Raw genomic sequence first — 18,324 nt, 5'->3', positions numbered from 1 at the left:
TATTACTAGACAAAGCGCCAGAAATCCTACTCTACGAAACCAAGTAGTTCTTGCGCTTTTACCTGAAAGTCTTTATTTTGGAAAAGGCTTTTGGATTAATCATTCTTCCTGATCACTGCGGATCTTAATCAGATTGATTCATTGCTCTCTGGGCAAGATGCTCTTCTTCTTTTTTTACATAGATATCGTATTGTGTGTTATCGTTTAACCGCTCCCTATTGTTTACATTCAACGGAGTTTTGGTTTTGTATTTCACGCCTGCACTTTTCAGTTTTGCAACAGCTTTATAATAGTTCTCATGTCCAAATGTGGTGTGTAACAGTTTCCAGTTTCTGTTTATATATAGTTGAGCCAATTTGATGATTACAAATATTAAGATAATAATAGCAATTACCTTATACATAACCCACCTCTTTTCTATTTTTTGACTGTCGCCCAATAAAATTAGTCAAATATTATATAGTTATTATAAAAGCCAGATGGACTTATTTTATCTTGCATGAAAAGACATACACGTTCTCGTTTTCCTTAATTAAGTCGTTGAAAGCTTCCTTAGCATCCATAGACGCAGCACTTATCTGTCCGTCTTTTGTGTCTTTTATAAACGCGCCTATTGCTATAAATTTGTTATGCGGCAGTTTCTTTTTTTCGCTAATGGAAACGTTGGAGGATGCTACTGTAGGTGATGCGCTTTCTTCCCGGGCTGAAGCAAATCCAAACTCACCAGCTATAAAAAACTCATGCCAGGTTGGTTCCTTATCTGAAAACTGTCTTATTTCAAAAGACATAAGAGAGTTTCCCTTCTGTATTTCATTTGTCATTGCCATCAATGTGTTTGATAGCTTTCCATTTTGATAATAATCGATTTTTGTTTCGAAATCGCGCTTGTCAGCTAGTTCAATCTTATAGACCAATAAATCTCCTTGACTCGCCGAAGTCAAGTTAATCAACTCTGATTCTTTATCGGTTAATTCATATGGCGATACGGTGTCGTCCTTCTTCTTTATACTTACCGGCTCATTATTTATTGTCAATTCGCATCCGCTTATTGCTAATACTCCCATGAGGAGTAATATAGCAAGTCTTTTTTTCAAATCGCATTTCCCCTTTATAAAAGCAGCAGATAATTCCTGTGAATTTCAGCTTCACAGTTCTCTTTTTCTATCATTCTCGAAAAGAACAATCCCCATACCATAAGCCTCGCCCGATTCAGGATATTTCTTGATGTTGGTTACATCTATAGCTGTTTCTATTTCAATGATTTTCTTTTCATCCCCGTACAGATTCAATTTATACGGGCCATTTCTATTCATTAATCGATTAATATCATATGGGTCATCAATCACAGAGGTTTTAAATTTTAATGTAAACTGAGTTTCCTTTGAACTGTAGTTTGCCAAAGGAATGTAACACTTGCTATTTAATTTGTTTCCATCCTTACTGATATTATATTCACACCTGCTAAATTCCTCTTCGTATTCAATCGCGTAAATTCCATTCCCAAGAGTGTTTTGATACGTATAAATCAGTAAAGGAGAGCCAGCTATACCAAAAATAAATAGTATTAACACTATTCTGCTATTATATTTTTTTAAAGCAATGTTGATTAAATACAAACTAACAAAAAATAGTATAATACTTGTTACCCCAACAAAAAGAATACCCTCTTGGGATTCAGGGTCAGAGTATACTGGCAGGCCAACCGATTTAAAGATTGTTTCGCCATAGGGGCTCTTATTAGGAAAAGAAAAATCCAGAATGAACGAAACGATAAATAAAATAATGCCCCCCATTAAATAATTCCTGTTCGTAATCATGTATCCACCCACTCTCCAACCGGTTCAAATTTTCCGTATCTACTCCTCCGCTCTAACTATTATCTACTATTGAATGAAAAACATTTTCCGATTGGTTCAATAACGATATCACTTGGAAACAAATATAAATCGCTGATACCAGTAGCACGATAAACATGGCCATTATGCCTACTTTAATAAATTCTCCTAGTACCTCCACCAATAATAAGAAAAATAAAAAAATACCTTGATAAATAATGAAAGCCTTAAACACCTTTTTCGCCTTAAAAGCTAACTCTTTCTCTCCAATAGCCACTGCTTCTTTTTCAATCCCCATGCAAAGATTATAGACGCAGTAGGTTAACAGGGAGGCAAATCCCAAGATATAAACAAAGCCAAAAAGCATCCCAACTGTACTTTCAAAAATAAACATCCCATGATTTAACAGATCAAAATGTCTTATCAATACTTCCGAAGCTGAAAGAATAATGAGTATCTGACTGCATTTCCTGACAAGAGAAAAATATGTATTATCCATTTTGTTTTTAATAGTAGCTGCACCTATAAACAATAAAATGTACCCAATTACATCAGACAAGATATCGAATTGTTCCAGATTTATATCAAACAGAATAAAAATAAAGCCAAAAAGCATCGTTCTAAAACCCAATGATTCTCCCCCTTAACAAGCAAGTACTGAAAAAAACTTTTATTCTTATTATACTACCAATATATGTGAAAAACAGGGGTTATATGTAAAATCCACTATCACTTCAATAGAAAAAGCAAGCCATAAACCTAAATTTGCTAAAAAGTCACTCCTTAAGGGAAATTCTTTATAAGTTATAACCCCTAAGTATCGGGTATCTATCCATTTTTCTATCTGACATAGATTACCTGGTCCTCTTATCTACATCTATTCCTAGTGGGTATTATGAAATCCCGTGTAATAACTCCTTTAATTTTGCTCATAATAAACATGAAGAATAGCCTAGTTAGGGTACACTCCATTCTTCATCACAGAATGAAAAAACTTATCTAAGGAGGCATAGAATGGAAAATCAATTGGGACTTCACGAAAAGCTTGAAGCGCATGAAATCTTGACGTTTAAAAGCAATTGCATCGCAAAATCTTCAACCATGGCGGGACTGGCGCAAGATTCAGAACTAAAAAATCTTCTTTCAATGGATGTCCAACAATCAAGACTAGAAGCGGAACAATTAGTTAATTTGTTAAAGTAGGAGGTCATTTTCATGAATGAATTTATTCAAAACATTACGGGTATGGGCAACATCACCGATCAGGTGATAGCAACCGATTTATTGAATGGGGCAAAGTCTGGTGTGAAGATGCATTCTTTCGCTGTCACTGAAACGGCTACTCCAGAACTTAGAGCTGTGCTCACTGAACACTTAAACAACGCAATTAATTTTCATGAACAGGTTGTTGATTACATGGTCGCTAAAGGATTCTATCACCCATACAATATGAATGAACAAATTAACGTCGATGTCACAACCGCACAGACAGCATTAAACATACCTCAACAACAACAGCAACAACAATAAGAGAATGGCTATGAATTTTGTTGGCTTATTCGTTAAAACTTTAGTTTTAAACGCCTTCAGCTCAGCTGAAAGGTAGCTCGAATCGCAAGGGGCCAATAGAAAGCTCGCATTCTCCCTTACGATTCGAGCTTAAATAAGCCAACACTAGCCCATAAAAAAATGGAAATCATCTGATTTCCATTTTTTTATGCCATTTACGGCTTTAGGATTACTTTTATGCAGTCATCTGTTCTCGTATCGAAGTATTCATAGCCTTTTTCCGCTTCAGCAAGCGGAAGAACGTGTGTAACAATATCACTAGGATTTACTTTTCCTTCATTAAACAAATCATGTAGGAAAGGCATATAGTGGATAACCGGTGCTTGTCCTGTCCTAAGGTTCACATTTCTTTGAAAAATATCCCCAAGAGGGAAAGCGTTATATCTGCCTCCATAAGCACCGGTAACTTGTATCGTGCCGCCTTTGCGGACAGCTTGTGTAGCCATTACTAATGGACTAAGTGAACCGCCTTGCAGCTTTAGTCCGGTTCCCACATATTCCATCGGGGTCATTTTCCCGTCCATGCCGACAGCTTCTATCACAACATCAGCGCCGCCTTTGGTTAGCTCTTTCAAATACTCCCCGGTATGTTCGTGCTGTTCAAAGTTTACGGTTTCCACATTATTGTGCTTTTTCGCATGCTGCAGGCGATAATCGATATAGTCAACCGCTATAACCCGTTTTGCCCCTTTCAGCCAGGCAAACTTCTGGGCAAGCAATCCCACAGGTCCACAACCGAACACGATAACGGTATCTCCGTCCTTTACTCCGGCATTATCCACAGACCAATAAGCCGTTGAAGCTGCATCGGCAAGAAGCGTTAGGCTTTCATCAGGCACTTCGCTATTTTCTGGAATTTTGAAGGGAGTAAAGTTCCCATAAGGTACACGCAAAAATTCGGCCTGACCGCCCGGATATCCTCCCATTGTATCGGAATAACCGAAATATGCACCCATTTCTCCATTCTCATTCGAGTTATCGCATTGGCTTTCCAAGTGGTTTTGGCAAAAGAAGCACTGCCCACAAGCCACATTAAATGGGATAACAACGCGGTCGCCTTTTTTCACTTTCGTTACATCAGGGCCTACTTCTTCTACGATACCCATTGGTTCGTGTCCGATAATATAATCTTCAGGGAAGTTGGGAACCATCCCGTGAATCAAATGCAGGTCGGAACCGCAAATGGCAGAATGAGTTATTTTAACAATGATATCGTCCTTTTTTTCGATTGTCGGATCCTTTACCTCTTTGACTCGTACATCCTTTATCCCTTGAAACGTTACTGCTTTCATTATCCAGCCTCCCTCCTATTATTCATCTGAATCGATTTGCGCCATCATACCCATTCTGGAAGTGTCGCCAGGGAATAATTTCAAATTCCCGATCATTGTCACTGCTTCTACTGATTTCATATCGATCTGGTATTGGTCTTCCACATTGTAAGGATGCAGCCATCCCTTTTCCATCATGAAATTGCTTACCTCTTCGTGCAACTGAAGCCCCTGTTCCATCTGATTGCGGAACGCGTTCCTGACCTCTGGCGTTCTTGACTCCGTGATCGCATAGGCTGCATTCCGAACACCGCTTTTTATGCTTAATAAAAATTCCAATGCTAATGCGGAATCAGCCATCTCGGGCATGCCTTCTGCGTTTTCGACTTCTAAGTAATCATTAATCAATGCAGTTCACCTCCGTTTACCGGGTTTGGGATTTTATATAGATTTTGCAGATCTTGTAGTGCTTGTAGCGATTGTTGAACGTCTTTTTCCATTAATGCCTTAAGATCCTGATCGAATACGACCCCCGACATCATCTTGGATTTGACTACACATGTCGTTTTAAAATTAAGCATCTCATGTAATTCCATTGTTTCATGATACCCCAAGCTTTTATTTTCCATTTAATCACCTCCGTGGTCCGTAATCAGATGTATTTTCCCTCAACGAAACAAGAACTATACATGTAGAAAGCCCTAGGCCTGAAGTGAATTAAGAGCATACACGAAAAACCCCAACAGGATTTCCTGTTGAGGCTAATTGACTAAACTTTATAGATTATTTGTTGTTTCTTTTCAAAGTCGCTTTCTGTTTGAATTCAGCCTTGCTTGGCCGCTCCTTCACTTCTCTTCTTGAATCAAAATTTTCAACATTCGCATATCCGTGAGTACCATTTCCATTTGGCATAATGACCACCTCCGTTTGGATGGGATCCACATGATCGTTATATGGTAAAAAGAAGGGTATTTAACGAATTGTTCGAACATCATGTGCCGGACTATTTAGACACATAGGGACTGTTTTCCCCTAAACATAATGTGTGTGTTGGCGAATCTAATGATGTGAGGAATTATAAGGGAAAGCATATCCTTTGTTTAAGAAATAACACATTTCTGTTTTACAGTACTAATTATTGATCATCCTTGTTATCTTGAATAACCTTAATCAGAGTATCCAATTTCTCATTTTCTTTGTTGATCCAGTTTTGTTTTTTCATTCATGAATCGAATCGTTCGAACAACTAGATAGATACTTAAAGCAATACGAATAGATAGAATAAAATAGGAATAATACTAAAAAGACCATAAATAAACTCACCAACCATTGCATAAGACCCCCTCAGTATATACCAATATTATACATTAACCATTAATCTAACTAAAGGAGCTTTCCTTGTTTAATCCTCTCGTTATAGGTTATATAGTACATAAAAGGGGAGAATATCACTTTAAACCACAAAGGAGTGCTAAAAAATGAAAGAGAAAAATGAGAAAGCTCATGACAAGACGAATAACCAAGATTCTTATGAAGTAATGGGTGATAATCCGGAGGACAATCAAATACAGAAAGATAATAAAGAAAATCAAAAAAAGGAGAGGAAGTCCAATAAGTAACAACTTTTGGACTTCCTTTCCTTTTTACTTACAATTAGCTTTATATCATTTTTCATTTCGTTACGTTTAATTCTGTAACTTCCTTCTTTTCCTCCGGTTCCAGGAATTTCTCTGTCTGCTGATTCATCGTTTCAGCTGTGGTCAATGCCTGGCTGTTCGGTTCCGCTTCATCCTTGCTTTGTGGTGTTTGTGTGCCTTGAGAGCCGTTGCCTCCTGTAAAAGTTCGAACCTGGTCCTTAATCTTTTCACGCGTTTCAGGTGTGACTACGGATTGAAGCTTATTCATTACCTTGTCGCGCGTTTCCGGTGTGACGACCGATTGAAGCTTATTCACTACTTTGTTACGAGATTCCTTATTTCGAAATAAATATGCTGCGGTTCCCAGAACTGCAAGCCCTAACAAACTATTTTTTGATTTTGCCATTTTTAGTCCCTCCCAAAGTATATATGGTTATTATTCCCCTAAGTAAGGAAGATAAACAAATGGGAATGGCCCACTCTATATCCGTTTTTTCATCGTTGCCGTTTTAACCGGAAAACCATCAGGATTAGCGTGGATTTCTTCCTTCGTCAATCCATAACCGAGTGATTGATAAAGGCTCATGTTCCTTGGCAGGGACATTCGGACTTTACAAACCATTTCCGTCTTGTTATTTTCCTTAGCAAACGTTTCAAGCCAGACCAGCATGGATTTCGCCACCCCTTTTCCCCTTGCCTGTGGCGATACCGAGACACGGGAGAAATAAAGGGAATGGTCATCCAATTTAAATCTGGCGGATCCAACGGGAACATCGTCGACCATACAAACAATGGCTTGCTCTGAACCGCTCTTGATCGACTGAACGATAGAAGATACCGTTTCGTTCAGGGCGCTGGAAGGAACATCAAGATTTCGATATTCTTCAAAGGCTTCGAGCATCAATTGATGAACGGTATGAATATCTTCTTCATCTGCCAGCTTGATCATAGTCTTCTCCCCCTTTTATCTCACAGATTCAGCTGAAATTTAAAAGCCGCACCACATAAAGTGATACGGCCCTTTGCTTATCGCTTCTGTATTTCCTCTAGAAGAATTTTATTGACGAGCTGCGGATTCGCCTGTCCTTTTGTTGCTTTCATAATCTGGCCGACCAGGAAGCCGATCGCTTTTTGTTTTCCATTTTTAAAATCATCAATAGATTGCGGATTGTTATCCAATGCTTCGTCGACAATTTTCTTTAATGCACCTTCGTCCGAAATCTGGACAAGGCCCTTTTCCTTGACGACCGTCTCGGCATCCCCACCGTTTTCAATCAATTCCTTAAAGACTTGCTTAGCAATTTTTGATGAAATCGTGCCATTTTCGATCAGCTTGATCATCCCGGCAAGCGACTCCGGCGTTAGGGCCACGTCATGCAGTTCTTTTCCTTCCGCATTCAAATAGGCAGAAAGCTCACCCATGATCCAGTTGGACGCCTGTTTTGCATCCGCACCCTTAGCGACAGCTGCTTCAAAGAAGTCAGCCGTTTCCTTCGTAACCGTTAAAACAGCTGCATCATACGAAGACAGGCCGAGCTCTTCCATATAACGCTTCTTTCGCTCGTCCGGAAGCTCCGGGATTTCCGCACGAATACGCGCTTTCCAATCTTCATCAATGTACAGATCCAATAGGTCGGGCTCAGGGAAGTAGCGATAATCATCCGATCCTTCTTTAACACGCATCAAGATTGTTTTCCCGGTCGCCTCATCAAAACGTCGCGTTTCCTGTTCAATTACGCCCCCGGAGCTCAATACTTCTTCCTGGCGTTTTTCTTCAAACTCAAGGCCTTTGCGGACAAAGTTGAAGGAGTTTAGGTTCTTTAACTCTGTCTTCGTGCCAAATTCCTTTTGGCCAACCGGGCGAAGCGAGATATTCGCGTCACATCTTAAGGAGCCTTCTTCCATTTTACAATCAGAAACTCCGGTATACTGGATGATTGATTTCAATTTCTCCAAATAAGCATACGCCTCTTCCGGAGATGTAATGTCAGGCTCGGAAACGATCTCAACAAGCGGTGTTCCCTGGCGGTTATAATCACATAGAGAATAGCCGTCCCCTGTATGTGTTAGCTTACCTGCATCTTCTTCCATGTGGATGCGCGTAATGCCGATTTTCTTTTTCTTTCCGTCGACTTCTATTTCAATCCAGCCATTCTCACCAATCGGTTTGTCGAATTGGGAAATTTGATACGCCTTTGGATTGTCCGGATAAAAATAGTTTTTTCGGTCGAATTTCGTTTCGGTCGCAATTTCGCAGTTCAATGCCATCGAAGCCTTCATCGCGAAATCAACCACCTTTTTGTTTAGTACCGGCAGCACACCCGGATAGCCGAGGTCGACTACAGTCGTATTCGTATTCGGTGCCGCTCCGAAATGGTTCGGGCTCGCCGAGAAAATTTTCGAGTCTGTTTTTAATTCTACGTGTACTTCAAGGCCAATTACCGTTTCATAGCTCATCATTTTTCACCCCTTACAGCTGTGGTCTTTGTTTATGGAAATCAGTCGCCTGCTCAAACGCATGAGCCGTGCGGTAAATTGTGCTTTCATCAAAGTGCTTGCCGATTATCTGCAACCCAAGCGGAAGGCCATTTGCGAAGCCGCATGGCACGGAAATCGCCGGGACCCCGGCAAGGTTCACCGGAATCGTCAAAATATCGTTTGCGTACATCGTTAACGGGTCGCTTGTTTTTTCACCTATTTTAAATGCCGGAGTTGGTGTTGTCGGTCCGATGATGACATCATATTTCTGGAACACGTCATCAAAGTCTTTTTTAATCAACGTACGGGCTTTTTGCGCTTTTTTATAATAAGCATCATAGTATCCAGAGCTTAGCGAGAAGGTACCTAGCATGATCCGACGTTTTACTTCATCGCCAAAGCCTTCCGCACGGGTTTGCTTGTACATTTCGATCAAATTGGCTGCATTGTCGGTGCGATAGCCGTAACGGACGCCATCGAACCGGGAAAGGTTTGCCGACGCCTCTGAGGAAGAAAGCAGATAGTAGGTAGCCAGCGCATATTTAGAGTGCGGCAGCGAGACTTCTTCCCAAGTTGCGCCAAGCTTTTCGAGCACCTTTAACGCTTCAAGAACCGAGTTTTTCGCTTCTTCATTTACACCCTCACCTAAATATTCTTTAGGAACAGCGATTTTTAGACCTTTAATATCCCCTGTTAAGGAATTCACGAAATTTGGAACATCTACATTAGCGGAAGTAGAATCCATATGATCCACACCAGAAATGGCTTCGAGCAGGTAAGCATTGTCCTCAACCGTGTTTGTGATAGGGCCGATTTGGTCAAGGGACGACGCAAATGCAATCAATCCGAATCGGGACACACGGCCGTATGTTGGCTTCAAACCGACCACACCGCAATATGCTGCTGGCTGGCGGATGGAACCTCCTGTATCGGATCCGAGGGAAAACAATACTTCACCAGCAGCCACAGAGGCAGCGGAACCACCTGAAGATCCTCCTGGAACGTATTCCAGATTCCACGGATTACGGGTAACTTGATAAGCCGAGTTTTCATTCGATGAACCCATCGCAAACTCATCCATATTCAATTTACCGATTGTAACCGTTTCTGCTTGCTGCAGCTTTTCGACAACGGTCGCATCATAAATAGGATCAAAGTTTTCGAGAATTTTACTGCCAGAGGTTGTCCGAAGATTTTTCGTAACGATGTTATCCTTTACTCCAATCGGCATGCCCGCTAGGATACTTGTGTGTTCTCCTTTTACGAGCCTGTCGTCAAGCTCTTGTGCATGGGTTCTGGCATTTTCTTCATTAAGTGTCAGAAAGGATTTCACCTTGTCTTCCACCTGGCCGATCTGTTTGTATGATTCACTGACGAGATCGGTTACTGAGATTTCTTTCTTATGTAAAAGCTCATGAAGCTTTGAAACTTTATGTTCAAACAATGACATGATTTCCCCTCCTTAATCCAAAATCGACGGAACACGGATTTGTCCATCCTTGCTGTCCGGAGCATTTTTCAATACTTCTTCAACAGGCAGCCCTTGCTTTGCAACATCTTCTCTCATGACATTTTTTATGTCTAAAACATGAGAAGTCGGCTCCACATTTTCCGTATCAAGCTCATTAAGCTGCTCCGCGAAAGAAATGATTTGATCGAGTTGTTTTGTAAACTTTTCAGCTTCTTGCTCAGTAATCCCAAGCCGTGCCAAATGAGCCACATGTTTTACTTGATCCATTGAAATACGCGACACGCTCTCCACCTCCAATAAATTAAAAAACCGGCTTTCGCTAAGCCGTCATTTGTAGTTAACTATATTTCGGGATTTGCCCGAAAGCAATTAAATAAATCATAACAAACTTTTCAGCAGTAAAGCAACAGCCAGCTGTTTTTGATCTAGTAGTTGTGCAATTGGTTCTGTTAAAATGACAGAAAGTAGCAGATAAATTATTCTTTAAATAGAAATACCGCAAATATTGTCCGGGAAATATTGAAAGAAGTCGGTTCCGCAATTAAATTAGCCAAAGACCTTATAAATAGACGGTGATATGCACCTATCGACAACCACTTTCTTATTAAGGGTGTTACCCTGTGTCAGGATGGGAAAATGACTTTCGCTTAAATGAAGGGAGTTTTTCGCGTAAATGGACTAACTTTTCGCGTAAGTTACACCAACTTTCGCTTGAATGATCCGCCTTTTCGCTTAAGTGGTCCATATCTTCACTTAAATCAAATTCCCCGAGCCATATTAGATTCAAAAAACCTCCCCACACTAGCGGGAAGGCCTGTATTTCTTAGTACATCTCTGAAGTGGTTTTTCCTTGCATATGAAGGACTAGGTAGTCCGGTCCGCCTGCTTTTGAGTCAGTTCCGGACATATTGAATCCGCCGAACGGCTGGTAACCGACAATCGCGCCTGTGCAGCCGCGGTTGAAGTATAGATTTCCGACATGGAAGTCTTCGCGCGCTTTTTCCATGTTCTCACGGTTGCTGGTAATGACCGCACCGGTTAAGCCATATTCCGTGTTATTGGCAATTTCTAAAGCATGATCGAAGTCTGTTGCTTTAGCAAACCCAACAACAGGGCCGAAGATCTCTTCTTGCATTAAGCGGGCTTTCGGATCAAGATCGGCAATAATCGTCGGCTTCACGAAGAATCCAGTTGAATCATCGCCTTCTCCGCCTGCCATTAGCTTACCTTCTGTTTTTCCAATTTCAATATACTCCATGATTTTCTTATATGCATTCTGGTCGATAACCGGCCCCATGAAATTAGATTGATCTTCAGGGTTTCCGATTGACAATTCCTTCGTTAACTCAACAGCACGGTTCAATACTTGATCATACACGTCTTCCACGATAACCGCGCGTGAACATGCAGAACATTTCTGACCGGAGAATCCGAATGCTGATTTTACAATGGATTGAGCTGCCAATTCAAGATCCGCTTCTTTATCAACAACCATTGTGTCCTTGCCGCCCATTTCCGCGATGACGCGCTTCAGCCAAATTTGGCCTTCATTTACTTTTGATGCGCGTTCAAAAATGCGAGTACCGACCTCACGGGAACCTGTGAACGATACAAAGCGTGTACGCGGATGATCAACTAAATAGTCCCCAACCTCTGCGCCACTTCCCGGTACAAAATTAAGAACTCCTTTTGGAAGTCCTGCTTCTTCCATGACTTCGACAAACTTAGCCGCAACTACAGGAGTAGTCGAAGCCGGTTTTAACAAAACGGTGTTTCCTGTTACGATCGCAGCCACTGTCGTACCAGCCATGATTGCAAACGGGAAGTTCCATGGGGAAATGATAATCCCGACACCTAGCGGAATATAATCATAACGGTTATATTCATTCGGTCTGCTTTGAACAGGAATTCCGTCTTTTAATTTCAGCATTTGGCGAGCGTAGAACTCGAGGAAGTCAATCGCTTCTGCTGTATCTGCATCCGCTTCATTCCATGGCTTGCCTGCTTCTTTTGTTAGCAGTGCAGAGAACTCATGCTTGCGGCGGCGGATGATGGCTGCAGCCTTGAACAGGACATCAGCCCGTACTTCCGATTTAACCTTCTTCCAAGTGTTAAATGCTTCGTCTGCTGCTTTCATTGCTTTTTCAGCCAGCTCGCGGTCTGCCTTAGACACGCGGCCGATGATTTCTTCTTTATTGGCAGGGTTGAAAGAAACGATTTTATCGTCAGTGGAAATCCGTTCTCCGCCGATGACTAAATCATAATCTTGCCCTAAATATGTGTTAACTGTCTTTAAACCTGTTAGATAATCATTTTTGTTAGTTTCCTGAGAGAAGTCAGTAAACGGTTCATGCTTGTATGGTTGTACCAAGTAATTCCCCTCCAATATTATAGCTTCATTTTTCACCCACCTACTATTCTACCTGATGCAATCCAAGAGTTACAACTAGTATAAATAATAGAATAATTTTAAATATTGCGAACTCGTTTATATAGTTTTTTCAAAGCAAAAGCCCGCACGAGGCGGGCAATCATTAGTTATAAATATGAACGAATGGCTCCTCTTGATCTGCTTTACGGACAATTAATGCTTCAGGACCATTTACTGAAGTAATCGATACCTGCACCGAAACATAATCCGGAAAATGCTGCATAACAAGCCCTGTTACATATTGTGTGAAGCTCACTGCTTCCGATTGACCATAAAACTGAATAGGAATGTTTATGTCAAGCTCCTGCAGCTGGTCTTCTGCATAAAAGGCTCGTCCAACCACACCGTTGAAGTTTGGAAAGTATTTTTCCACATCCTGCTTAAAGCCGTCAAAGGCATTCGAATCTGTGCGAAATTTATTCTTTGTTTTATCATCTGCTGGAAAAATATAATACTTTTCATTCACTTTTTCCCATTTGCCGATTTGGTTGCTTCCTTGATCGATATTCGTATAGGAAATGAAATTGCCCGGTACGACCGAAGATTTTTCATTTTGTTTAAACAAGGCGATGGTGATCGGAACTTCTTCCAAGCCTTCCATCTGCCGTAATCTCTTTAGTACTTCCTGGGCTATTTTTCTTCCTTCTGCTTCAATGTTTTTTATCTCATTGCTGTAAGTCGCTCCGAATTCCTCTTTTTGATAATAATTGATGGAATTAAGCGCAAGGCCGATCACGACACCGCCAAGGGCCACCTTATTATCTTTGTTCTTAACTAAATAATCGTGCTCGAGGATGTGCGCTAAATAAATCGGGTTCGCTTCATTGCGTTTATCAATATCGCCTTTGCCGGGATCCAAAGGATTCAGCCCAATATTATCCTCCGGCTCCAGATTCTCTTGCTTTAATTGAGCGTCTGTAAATTTTCGGTTTAGCCAGAGGTTTACTGTTTTCTTACCCAGATTCTGTCCTTCCTGGAACAAATATTGATCAGGATCGAATTGTTTCTGGGCAACCCGCATCAGGCCTGTCTCAAATTCTTCAATGTCATAACGCGTATTTAAGTTAGAGACGACCAGACCCCTTGCTTTTGCCGGCTCAAATGGCAGAATAGCCCGGTAAAATTTATCGGAAATATTATACTTTGGTATAATCGCAGTCTCCTTTGATTTATCTGTGTCTGCATCCTGGACTACTTCCTCCTGCTTCTCAAATCTTGGGGCACACCCCGAGAGAAGAAGCAGAACAGCGAGTCCGATAAAGGAGATTTTTTTCATGGTTTTACACCCTCTTATTTCGTTAATTCTCGAATCAGTCTCTCTTCATCCCATACTTCTATGCCCAGATTCTGTGCTTTCGCAAGCTTTGAGCCCGCATCAGCACCTGCAACGACCAAATCGGTTTTCTTAGAAACGCTGCCCGCTACATTCGCTCCAAGCGCTTCGAGCTTTTCCTGTGCTTCAGTGCGCGTTAGCTGCTCCAGCTTTCCGGTCAAGACAACTGTTTTTTCGGCAAAGAACGAATCCGAGTGTTCTGCCGCCACCCGTCTTGGCCCTTTGTAAACAAGATTTACGCCAGCCGCTTCAAGCTCTTTGATCAGCTCTTGAACCTCATTACTTTCAAAAAATGTCACAACAGAATCGGCCATTTTCTCACCAATTTCATTAACCGCCGTTAATTCTTCAAGCGTTGCTTTTCTTAATGCTTCTATTGTACCGAACTCCCCGGCGAGTGTCTTCGCCGCCTTTGATCCTACGTGACGGATTCCAAGTCCGAATAGCAGTCTTTCCAATGAATTGGCTTTCGAAGCCTCTATGGCCTGTAACAGGTTATTTACTGATTTCTCGCCCATCCGCTCCAAAGAGATCAGCTGTTCATACGTTAGTTTGTAAATATCCGCAACATCCTTGATTAAATGTTCGCTGAATAATTGGCTGATTACCTTTTCACCAAGACCGTCAATGTTCATCGCAGTCCTGGACACAAAATGAATCAATCCTTCGCGAATCTGTGCCGGACATTTCGGGTTGATACAGCGAAGCGCCACTTCTTCTTCCAGTCGGACGAGCTCGCTTTCGCATTCAGGACAGTGGGTAGGCATTTTGAATTCTTCTTCCTGCCCAGTCCTCCTGTCAGCCAGGACGTTGACAACTTCGGGAATGATATCGCCCGCTTTTTTTACGACAACCTGATCGCCGATCTTAATATCCTTTTCCCGGATCAAATCTTCATTGTGCAAAGAGGCCCGCTGCACGGTCGTGCCGGCAACCCTTACTGGTTCCAAAATGGCGGTCGGAGTGACAACTCCTGTACGGCCTACGCTTAATTCAATATTGCGGAGTGTCGTGATAACCTCTTCGGCTGGAAATTTATAAGCAATCGCCCAACGCGGGCTTTTAGCCGTTGTTCCAAGCGTCCGTTGCTGTTCAAGGGAATCGACCTTAATGACGATTCCATCTATATCATACGGAAGGTTCGGGCGTTTTTCTACCCATCCTTCCACATATGCTAACACTTCCTCAATGTTCGCGCATTTTTTTCGTTCTTTATTTGTCTTAAAGCCGAGGCGGTCCAATAAATCCAAGCCTTCGCTGTGGGATTTCACACCTGTTTCACCGATCTCCGCAATGGAATATAAGAAGATATCCAGATTTCTTTTTGCCGCCAGTTTGGGATCGAGCTGGCGCAATGAACCCGCTGCCGCATTCCGCGGATTCGCGAACGGCTCCTCATCACGCTCTTCCTTGGCCTTATTGAGTGCCTCGAACGATCGTCTCGGCATAAAGGCTTCTCCCCGAACTTCAATCGAAATCGGTTCTTTCGTTTTTAATGGAATCGACTTGATCGTTTTCAGGTTTTCCGTAATATCTTCCCCGACGGTTCCGTCCCCGCGGGTCGCACCTCGAACGAATAGGCCGTCTTCATACAAAAGTGTTACAGCAAGCCCATCAATCTTCAATTCACATACATAGGAAAATTCCTCACCGGCTGCCTGGCGGACTTTTCGGTCAAAATCCCGCAGATCCGCTTCATTAAAAGCATTGCCGAGACTAAGCATCGGGCTTGAGTGTTCGACTTTTTCAAACATTTCCAAAATTGCTCCACCGACACGCTGTGTAGGGGAATCAGGGGAACGCAGCTCAGGAAATTGTTCTTCATATTCAATCAGTTCTCTCAAAAGTTTATCATATTCAGCATCCGGTATAGACGGTTTGTCCAATACGTGATATTCATAGCTGTACTGATTTAAGAGATTTTGCAAATCTTTCACATGTTTTTCAGCTGTGTTAACGTCCATAGCTTCTTTTCCTTTCCTGAGTGAGGTTAGGTTCCTACACCTTTTCAATCGGCGCGAATTTAGCAAGCAGCCGTTTAATGCCGGTTGGACTTGGAAACGCGATGTCGAGTTCTTTCCCTTCTCCTTCACCCTTTACGCTGACAACTGTGCCGACTCCCCATTTTTTATGGGAGGCTTTGTCACCCACATTCCAGCCGATCTCTTCGCCTCCTGTTGAGGTAGGCGGAGAAACGGCCCGGCCAAATGTAGCGGATCGCTGCTGCATTCCTCTTTGATGACTTGACGAAGACATGAAAGCAGGTGTCTTTTTCTTCGGCTGCAAGTCTTCAAGAATGTCTTCGGGGATCTCGGAGATAAACCGCGAAACCGGGTTCATATTCGTCCGTCCATACAATGTGCGCATTTGCGCGTTCGTTAAATAAAGCTCCGTTTCCGCCCGGGTAATGCCTACATAAGCCAGGCGGCGTTCTTCTTCCATTTCTTCTTCATCCATCAGCGACCGGCTGTGAGGGAACACGCCTTCCTCAAGCCCAAGCAAAAAGACGATCGGAAATTCCAATCCTTTTGCCGAGTGCAGGGTCATCAATGTCACCGTATCCTGGGGCCCCCCTCCCTCTGTATCGTCAAGCTGGTCGATATCGGCAACGAGTGCCAAATCGGTTAAGAAGGCTACCAAGGATTTATCATCATTTTTTTCCTCAAAGCTTTTCGTTACGGATAAAAACTCGTCAATATTCTCTAATCTGCTCTGGGACTCTATCGACTTTTCCGCTTCAAGCATTTCGCGGTATCCTGTTTTTCCAAGAATCTCTTCGACTAGCTCCGTTACCGATAGATATTCCTGCATTTGTGTGTATCCATGAATCAAATCGCGAAAATCTCTTACGGTCTTTGTTATCTTCGGGCTTAATCCGATTTGTTCAATTTCCTGAAGCGCCTGGAACATGGACAGATCGTTCATCATTGCATAGTCGCCAATCTTATCAACAGATGTAGCGCCTACCCCACGTTTTGGCACATTGATGACACGACGAAGGGAAATATCATCATCCGGATTCGCAATCAGGCGAAGATACGCAAGAATATCCTTAATTTCCTTCCTGTCGTAGAACTTGATACCGCCGACAATGCTGTATTGAATATTGGATTTTAGCAGAACTTCCTCCATCACACGCGATTGCGCATTCGTTCGGTAGAGAATAGCGACATCCGAGAACTTACGGGAACCATTCCTTATTACTTCGTTTATTTTTCCGGCGACAAACTGGGCCTCACCCTGTTCATTGTCAGCCCTTAAATATAAAATCTTGTTGCCTTCCGAATTTTCCGTCCAGAGATTTTTAGGCTTCCGGTTGCTATTTTTGGCAATCACTTCGTTTGCTGCCTGAAGGATTCTTTTCGTGGAACGATAGTTTTGTTCAAGGAAAATCACATTGGCATTCGGATAATCTTTCTCAAAGGAAAGGATATTCGCAATGTCGGCGCCTCTCCATCTGTAAATGGATTGATCGGAGTCACCTACGACACACAGGTTTTTGAAACGGGATGCCAGCTGTTTTACGAGCATATACTGGGCCCGGTTCGTATCCTGATACTCATCGACGTGGATATACTGGAATTTACGCTGATAATATTCCAGAACTTCAGGTACCCTTTGGAATAACTGAATGGTAATCATGATCAAGTCATCGAAATCGAGCGCCTGGTTTTTACGGAGACGCCTCTGATATTCCGAGTAAACCTCCGCTACTGTCTGCTCAAAATACCCGCCAGCCGTTTTGGCAAAGTCATCAGCTGTCATCAGCTCGTTTTTCGCAGAACTGATTGTCCCTAAAATAGCCCGATAATCAAATTTCTTCGTATCCATATTCTTATCTTTTAATATCTGTTTAATCACTGACTGTTGATCGGTTGTGTCAAGGATGGAGAAATTGCGGTTAAAGCCAATCCTGTCAATGTCGCGCCGCAAAATCCGAACGCACATCGAGTGGAAGGTGGAAACCCAGATTTCATCCGCTGCGCCTCCCATTAAATTACGGATTCTATCTTTCATTTCTCGTGCAGCTTTGTTCGTGAACGTAATCGCAAGGATATTCCACGGCGCTACTTGTTTTTCCACCATTAAATAAGCAATACGGTGGGTAAGCACCCGGGTCTTTCCGCTCCCCGCCCCGGCCATGATCAAAAGCGGTCCATCCGTTGCTTTCACAGCCTTCTGCTGCTGCTCATTTAATCCATTCACTAATTTATCAGATAAGTATTGCATGAAAACACCGCCCCTGTTCGAACATTTGTTCCTTTAATTATACTATAGGTAATCAAACGATTGATTAAC

At 42.2% G+C, this 18,324-nt stretch carries 20 protein-coding genes; 3 read left to right on the top strand and 17 right to left on the bottom strand.

Annotation, left to right across the window (positions count from 1 at the left end):
- Window positions 1-124: 124 nt before the first annotated feature.
- From D0463_RS16655 to D0463_RS16640, 4 genes are all read right to left on the bottom strand, one after another.
- Window positions 125-403, bottom strand: coding sequence for a hypothetical protein (locus D0463_RS16655; protein ID WP_117308503.1), 279 nt, complete (start codon window positions 401-403; stop codon window positions 125-127).
- Between the two features lie 82 nt (window positions 404-485).
- Window positions 486-1,094, bottom strand: coding sequence for a hypothetical protein (locus D0463_RS16650; protein ID WP_117308502.1), 609 nt, complete (start codon window positions 1,092-1,094; stop codon window positions 486-488).
- A 51-nt stretch (window positions 1,095-1,145) separates the two neighbouring features.
- On the bottom strand, window positions 1,146-1,793 hold the full coding sequence (locus tag D0463_RS16645) for a hypothetical protein (RefSeq protein ID WP_133299583.1): 648 nt from the start codon (window positions 1,791-1,793) through the stop codon (window positions 1,146-1,148).
- Window positions 1,794-1,869: 76 nt separating this feature from the next.
- A complete protein-coding gene (locus tag D0463_RS16640; protein ID WP_117308500.1) occupies window positions 1,870-2,466 on the bottom strand; it encodes a hypothetical protein in 597 nt (198 codons plus the stop codon).
- A gap of 383 nt (window positions 2,467-2,849) precedes the next feature.
- Between D0463_RS16640 and D0463_RS16635 the strand changes: the two genes are divergently transcribed.
- A complete protein-coding gene (locus D0463_RS16635) occupies window positions 2,850-3,038 on the top strand; it encodes a hypothetical protein (RefSeq protein WP_117308499.1) in 189 nt (62 codons plus the stop codon).
- Between the two features lie 12 nt (window positions 3,039-3,050).
- Window positions 3,051-3,365 (top strand): spore coat protein, encoded by a 315-nt coding sequence (locus D0463_RS16630; RefSeq protein WP_117308498.1) that lies wholly within the window; start codon window positions 3,051-3,053, stop codon window positions 3,363-3,365.
- A gap of 194 nt (window positions 3,366-3,559) precedes the next feature.
- On the opposite strand, the gene D0463_RS16625 is transcribed toward D0463_RS16630, so the two are convergent.
- The 4 genes from D0463_RS16625 to D0463_RS20165 all read right to left on the bottom strand — a co-directional run bounded on the left by D0463_RS16625 (window position 3,560) and on the right by D0463_RS20165 (window position 5,587).
- Window positions 3,560-4,696, bottom strand: coding sequence for a zinc-dependent alcohol dehydrogenase (locus tag D0463_RS16625; RefSeq protein WP_117308497.1), 1,137 nt, complete (start codon window positions 4,694-4,696; stop codon window positions 3,560-3,562).
- Window positions 4,697-4,714: 18 nt separating this feature from the next.
- Window positions 4,715-5,083: a spore coat protein gene (locus tag D0463_RS16620; protein WP_117308496.1), complete on the bottom strand. Its 369-nt coding sequence runs from the start codon at window positions 5,081-5,083 to the stop codon at window positions 4,715-4,717.
- Window positions 5,080-5,304: a spore coat protein gene (locus D0463_RS16615; RefSeq protein ID WP_117308495.1), complete on the bottom strand. Its 225-nt coding sequence runs from the start codon at window positions 5,302-5,304 to the stop codon at window positions 5,080-5,082. The genes D0463_RS16620 and D0463_RS16615 overlap by 4 nt, the downstream gene beginning before the upstream one ends.
- A gap of 154 nt (window positions 5,305-5,458) precedes the next feature.
- A complete protein-coding gene (locus D0463_RS20165; protein ID WP_290369275.1) occupies window positions 5,459-5,587 on the bottom strand; it encodes a hypothetical protein in 129 nt (42 codons plus the stop codon).
- Window positions 5,588-6,153: 566 nt separating this feature from the next.
- On the opposite strand from D0463_RS20165, the gene D0463_RS19505 reads away from it, so the two are divergent.
- Window positions 6,154-6,294 (top strand): hypothetical protein, encoded by a 141-nt coding sequence (locus D0463_RS19505; RefSeq protein ID WP_160118462.1) that lies wholly within the window; start codon window positions 6,154-6,156, stop codon window positions 6,292-6,294.
- A gap of 52 nt (window positions 6,295-6,346) precedes the next feature.
- Here the strand turns inward: D0463_RS19505 and D0463_RS16610 are convergent, their stop codons facing one another.
- From D0463_RS16610 to pcrA, 9 genes are all read right to left on the bottom strand, one after another.
- Entirely contained in the window at window positions 6,347-6,718 is a 372-nt protein-coding gene (locus tag D0463_RS16610) for a hypothetical protein (RefSeq protein ID WP_117308494.1), read from the bottom strand.
- Between the two features lie 75 nt (window positions 6,719-6,793).
- Entirely contained in the window at window positions 6,794-7,261 is a 468-nt protein-coding gene (locus D0463_RS16605) for a GNAT family N-acetyltransferase (RefSeq protein ID WP_117308493.1), read from the bottom strand.
- Window positions 7,262-7,338: 77 nt separating this feature from the next.
- Window positions 7,339-8,769 (bottom strand): Asp-tRNA(Asn)/Glu-tRNA(Gln) amidotransferase subunit GatB, encoded by a 1,431-nt coding sequence (gatB, locus tag D0463_RS16600; RefSeq protein ID WP_117308492.1) that lies wholly within the window; start codon window positions 8,767-8,769, stop codon window positions 7,339-7,341.
- 13 nt (window positions 8,770-8,782) lie between these two features.
- The gene (gene gatA, locus D0463_RS16595) at window positions 8,783-10,240 is read right to left on the bottom strand and encodes an Asp-tRNA(Asn)/Glu-tRNA(Gln) amidotransferase subunit GatA (RefSeq protein WP_117308491.1); all 1,458 of its coding nucleotides are present in this window, start codon (window positions 10,238-10,240) and stop codon (window positions 8,783-8,785) included.
- Between the two features lie 12 nt (window positions 10,241-10,252).
- Entirely contained in the window at window positions 10,253-10,543 is a 291-nt protein-coding gene (gene gatC, locus D0463_RS16590; RefSeq protein WP_117308490.1) for an Asp-tRNA(Asn)/Glu-tRNA(Gln) amidotransferase subunit GatC, read from the bottom strand.
- Window positions 10,544-11,084: 541 nt separating this feature from the next.
- Window positions 11,085-12,632, bottom strand: coding sequence for an L-glutamate gamma-semialdehyde dehydrogenase (pruA, locus tag D0463_RS16585; protein ID WP_117308489.1), 1,548 nt, complete (start codon window positions 12,630-12,632; stop codon window positions 11,085-11,087).
- Between the two features lie 163 nt (window positions 12,633-12,795).
- On the bottom strand, window positions 12,796-13,968 hold the full coding sequence (locus tag D0463_RS16580; RefSeq protein WP_117308488.1) for a CamS family sex pheromone protein: 1,173 nt from the start codon (window positions 13,966-13,968) through the stop codon (window positions 12,796-12,798).
- A gap of 14 nt (window positions 13,969-13,982) precedes the next feature.
- A complete protein-coding gene (gene ligA / locus D0463_RS16575; RefSeq protein ID WP_117308487.1) occupies window positions 13,983-15,989 on the bottom strand; it encodes an NAD-dependent DNA ligase LigA in 2,007 nt (668 codons plus the stop codon).
- 34 nt (window positions 15,990-16,023) lie between these two features.
- A complete protein-coding gene (pcrA, locus tag D0463_RS16570; RefSeq protein WP_117308486.1) occupies window positions 16,024-18,255 on the bottom strand; it encodes a DNA helicase PcrA in 2,232 nt (743 codons plus the stop codon).
- Between the last annotated feature and the right edge of the window lie 69 nt (window positions 18,256-18,324).

The organism is Bacillus sp. V59.32b (assembly GCF_003429085.1).
GTDB lineage: Bacteria > Bacillota > Bacilli > Bacillales > DSM-1321 > Peribacillus.
Note: the sequence above shows the minus strand (reverse complement) of the source record. Positions and strands in the feature narration are given on the sequence as shown.

Bases quoted from the DNA above. Each gene is read 5' to 3' on its own strand.
- D0463_RS16655 (WP_117308503.1), bottom strand. From the start codon at position 403: ATGTATAAGGTAATTGCTATTATTATCTTAATATTTGTAATCATCAAA.
- D0463_RS16645 (WP_133299583.1), bottom strand. From the start codon at position 1,793: ATGGGGGGCATTATTTTATTTATCGTTTCGTTCATTCTGGATTTTTCT.
- D0463_RS16635 (WP_117308499.1), top strand. From the start codon at position 2,850: ATGGAAAATCAATTGGGACTTCACGAAAAGCTTGAAGCGCATGAAATC.
- D0463_RS16630 (WP_117308498.1), top strand. From the start codon at position 3,051: ATGAATGAATTTATTCAAAACATTACGGGTATGGGCAACATCACCGAT.
- D0463_RS16625 (WP_117308497.1), bottom strand. From the start codon at position 4,696: ATGAAAGCAGTAACGTTTCAAGGGATAAAGGATGTACGAGTCAAAGAG.
- D0463_RS16615 (WP_117308495.1), bottom strand. From the start codon at position 5,304: ATGGAAAATAAAAGCTTGGGGTATCATGAAACAATGGAATTACATGAG.
- D0463_RS20165 (WP_290369275.1), bottom strand. From the start codon at position 5,587: ATGCCAAATGGAAATGGTACTCACGGATATGCGAATGTTGAAAATTTT.
- D0463_RS19505 (WP_160118462.1), top strand. From the start codon at position 6,154: ATGAAAGAGAAAAATGAGAAAGCTCATGACAAGACGAATAACCAAGAT.
- D0463_RS16610 (WP_117308494.1), bottom strand. From the start codon at position 6,718: ATGGCAAAATCAAAAAATAGTTTGTTAGGGCTTGCAGTTCTGGGAACC.
- D0463_RS16605 (WP_117308493.1), bottom strand. From the start codon at position 7,261: ATGATCAAGCTGGCAGATGAAGAAGATATTCATACCGTTCATCAATTG.
- gatB (WP_117308492.1), bottom strand. From the start codon at position 8,769: ATGAGCTATGAAACGGTAATTGGCCTTGAAGTACACGTAGAATTAAAA.
- gatA (WP_117308491.1), bottom strand. From the start codon at position 10,240: ATGTCATTGTTTGAACATAAAGTTTCAAAGCTTCATGAGCTTTTACAT.
- D0463_RS16580 (WP_117308488.1), bottom strand. From the start codon at position 13,968: ATGAAAAAAATCTCCTTTATCGGACTCGCTGTTCTGCTTCTTCTCTCG.
- ligA (WP_117308487.1), bottom strand. From the start codon at position 15,989: ATGGACGTTAACACAGCTGAAAAACATGTGAAAGATTTGCAAAATCTC.
- pcrA (WP_117308486.1), bottom strand. From the start codon at position 18,255: ATGCAATACTTATCTGATAAATTAGTGAATGGATTAAATGAGCAGCAG.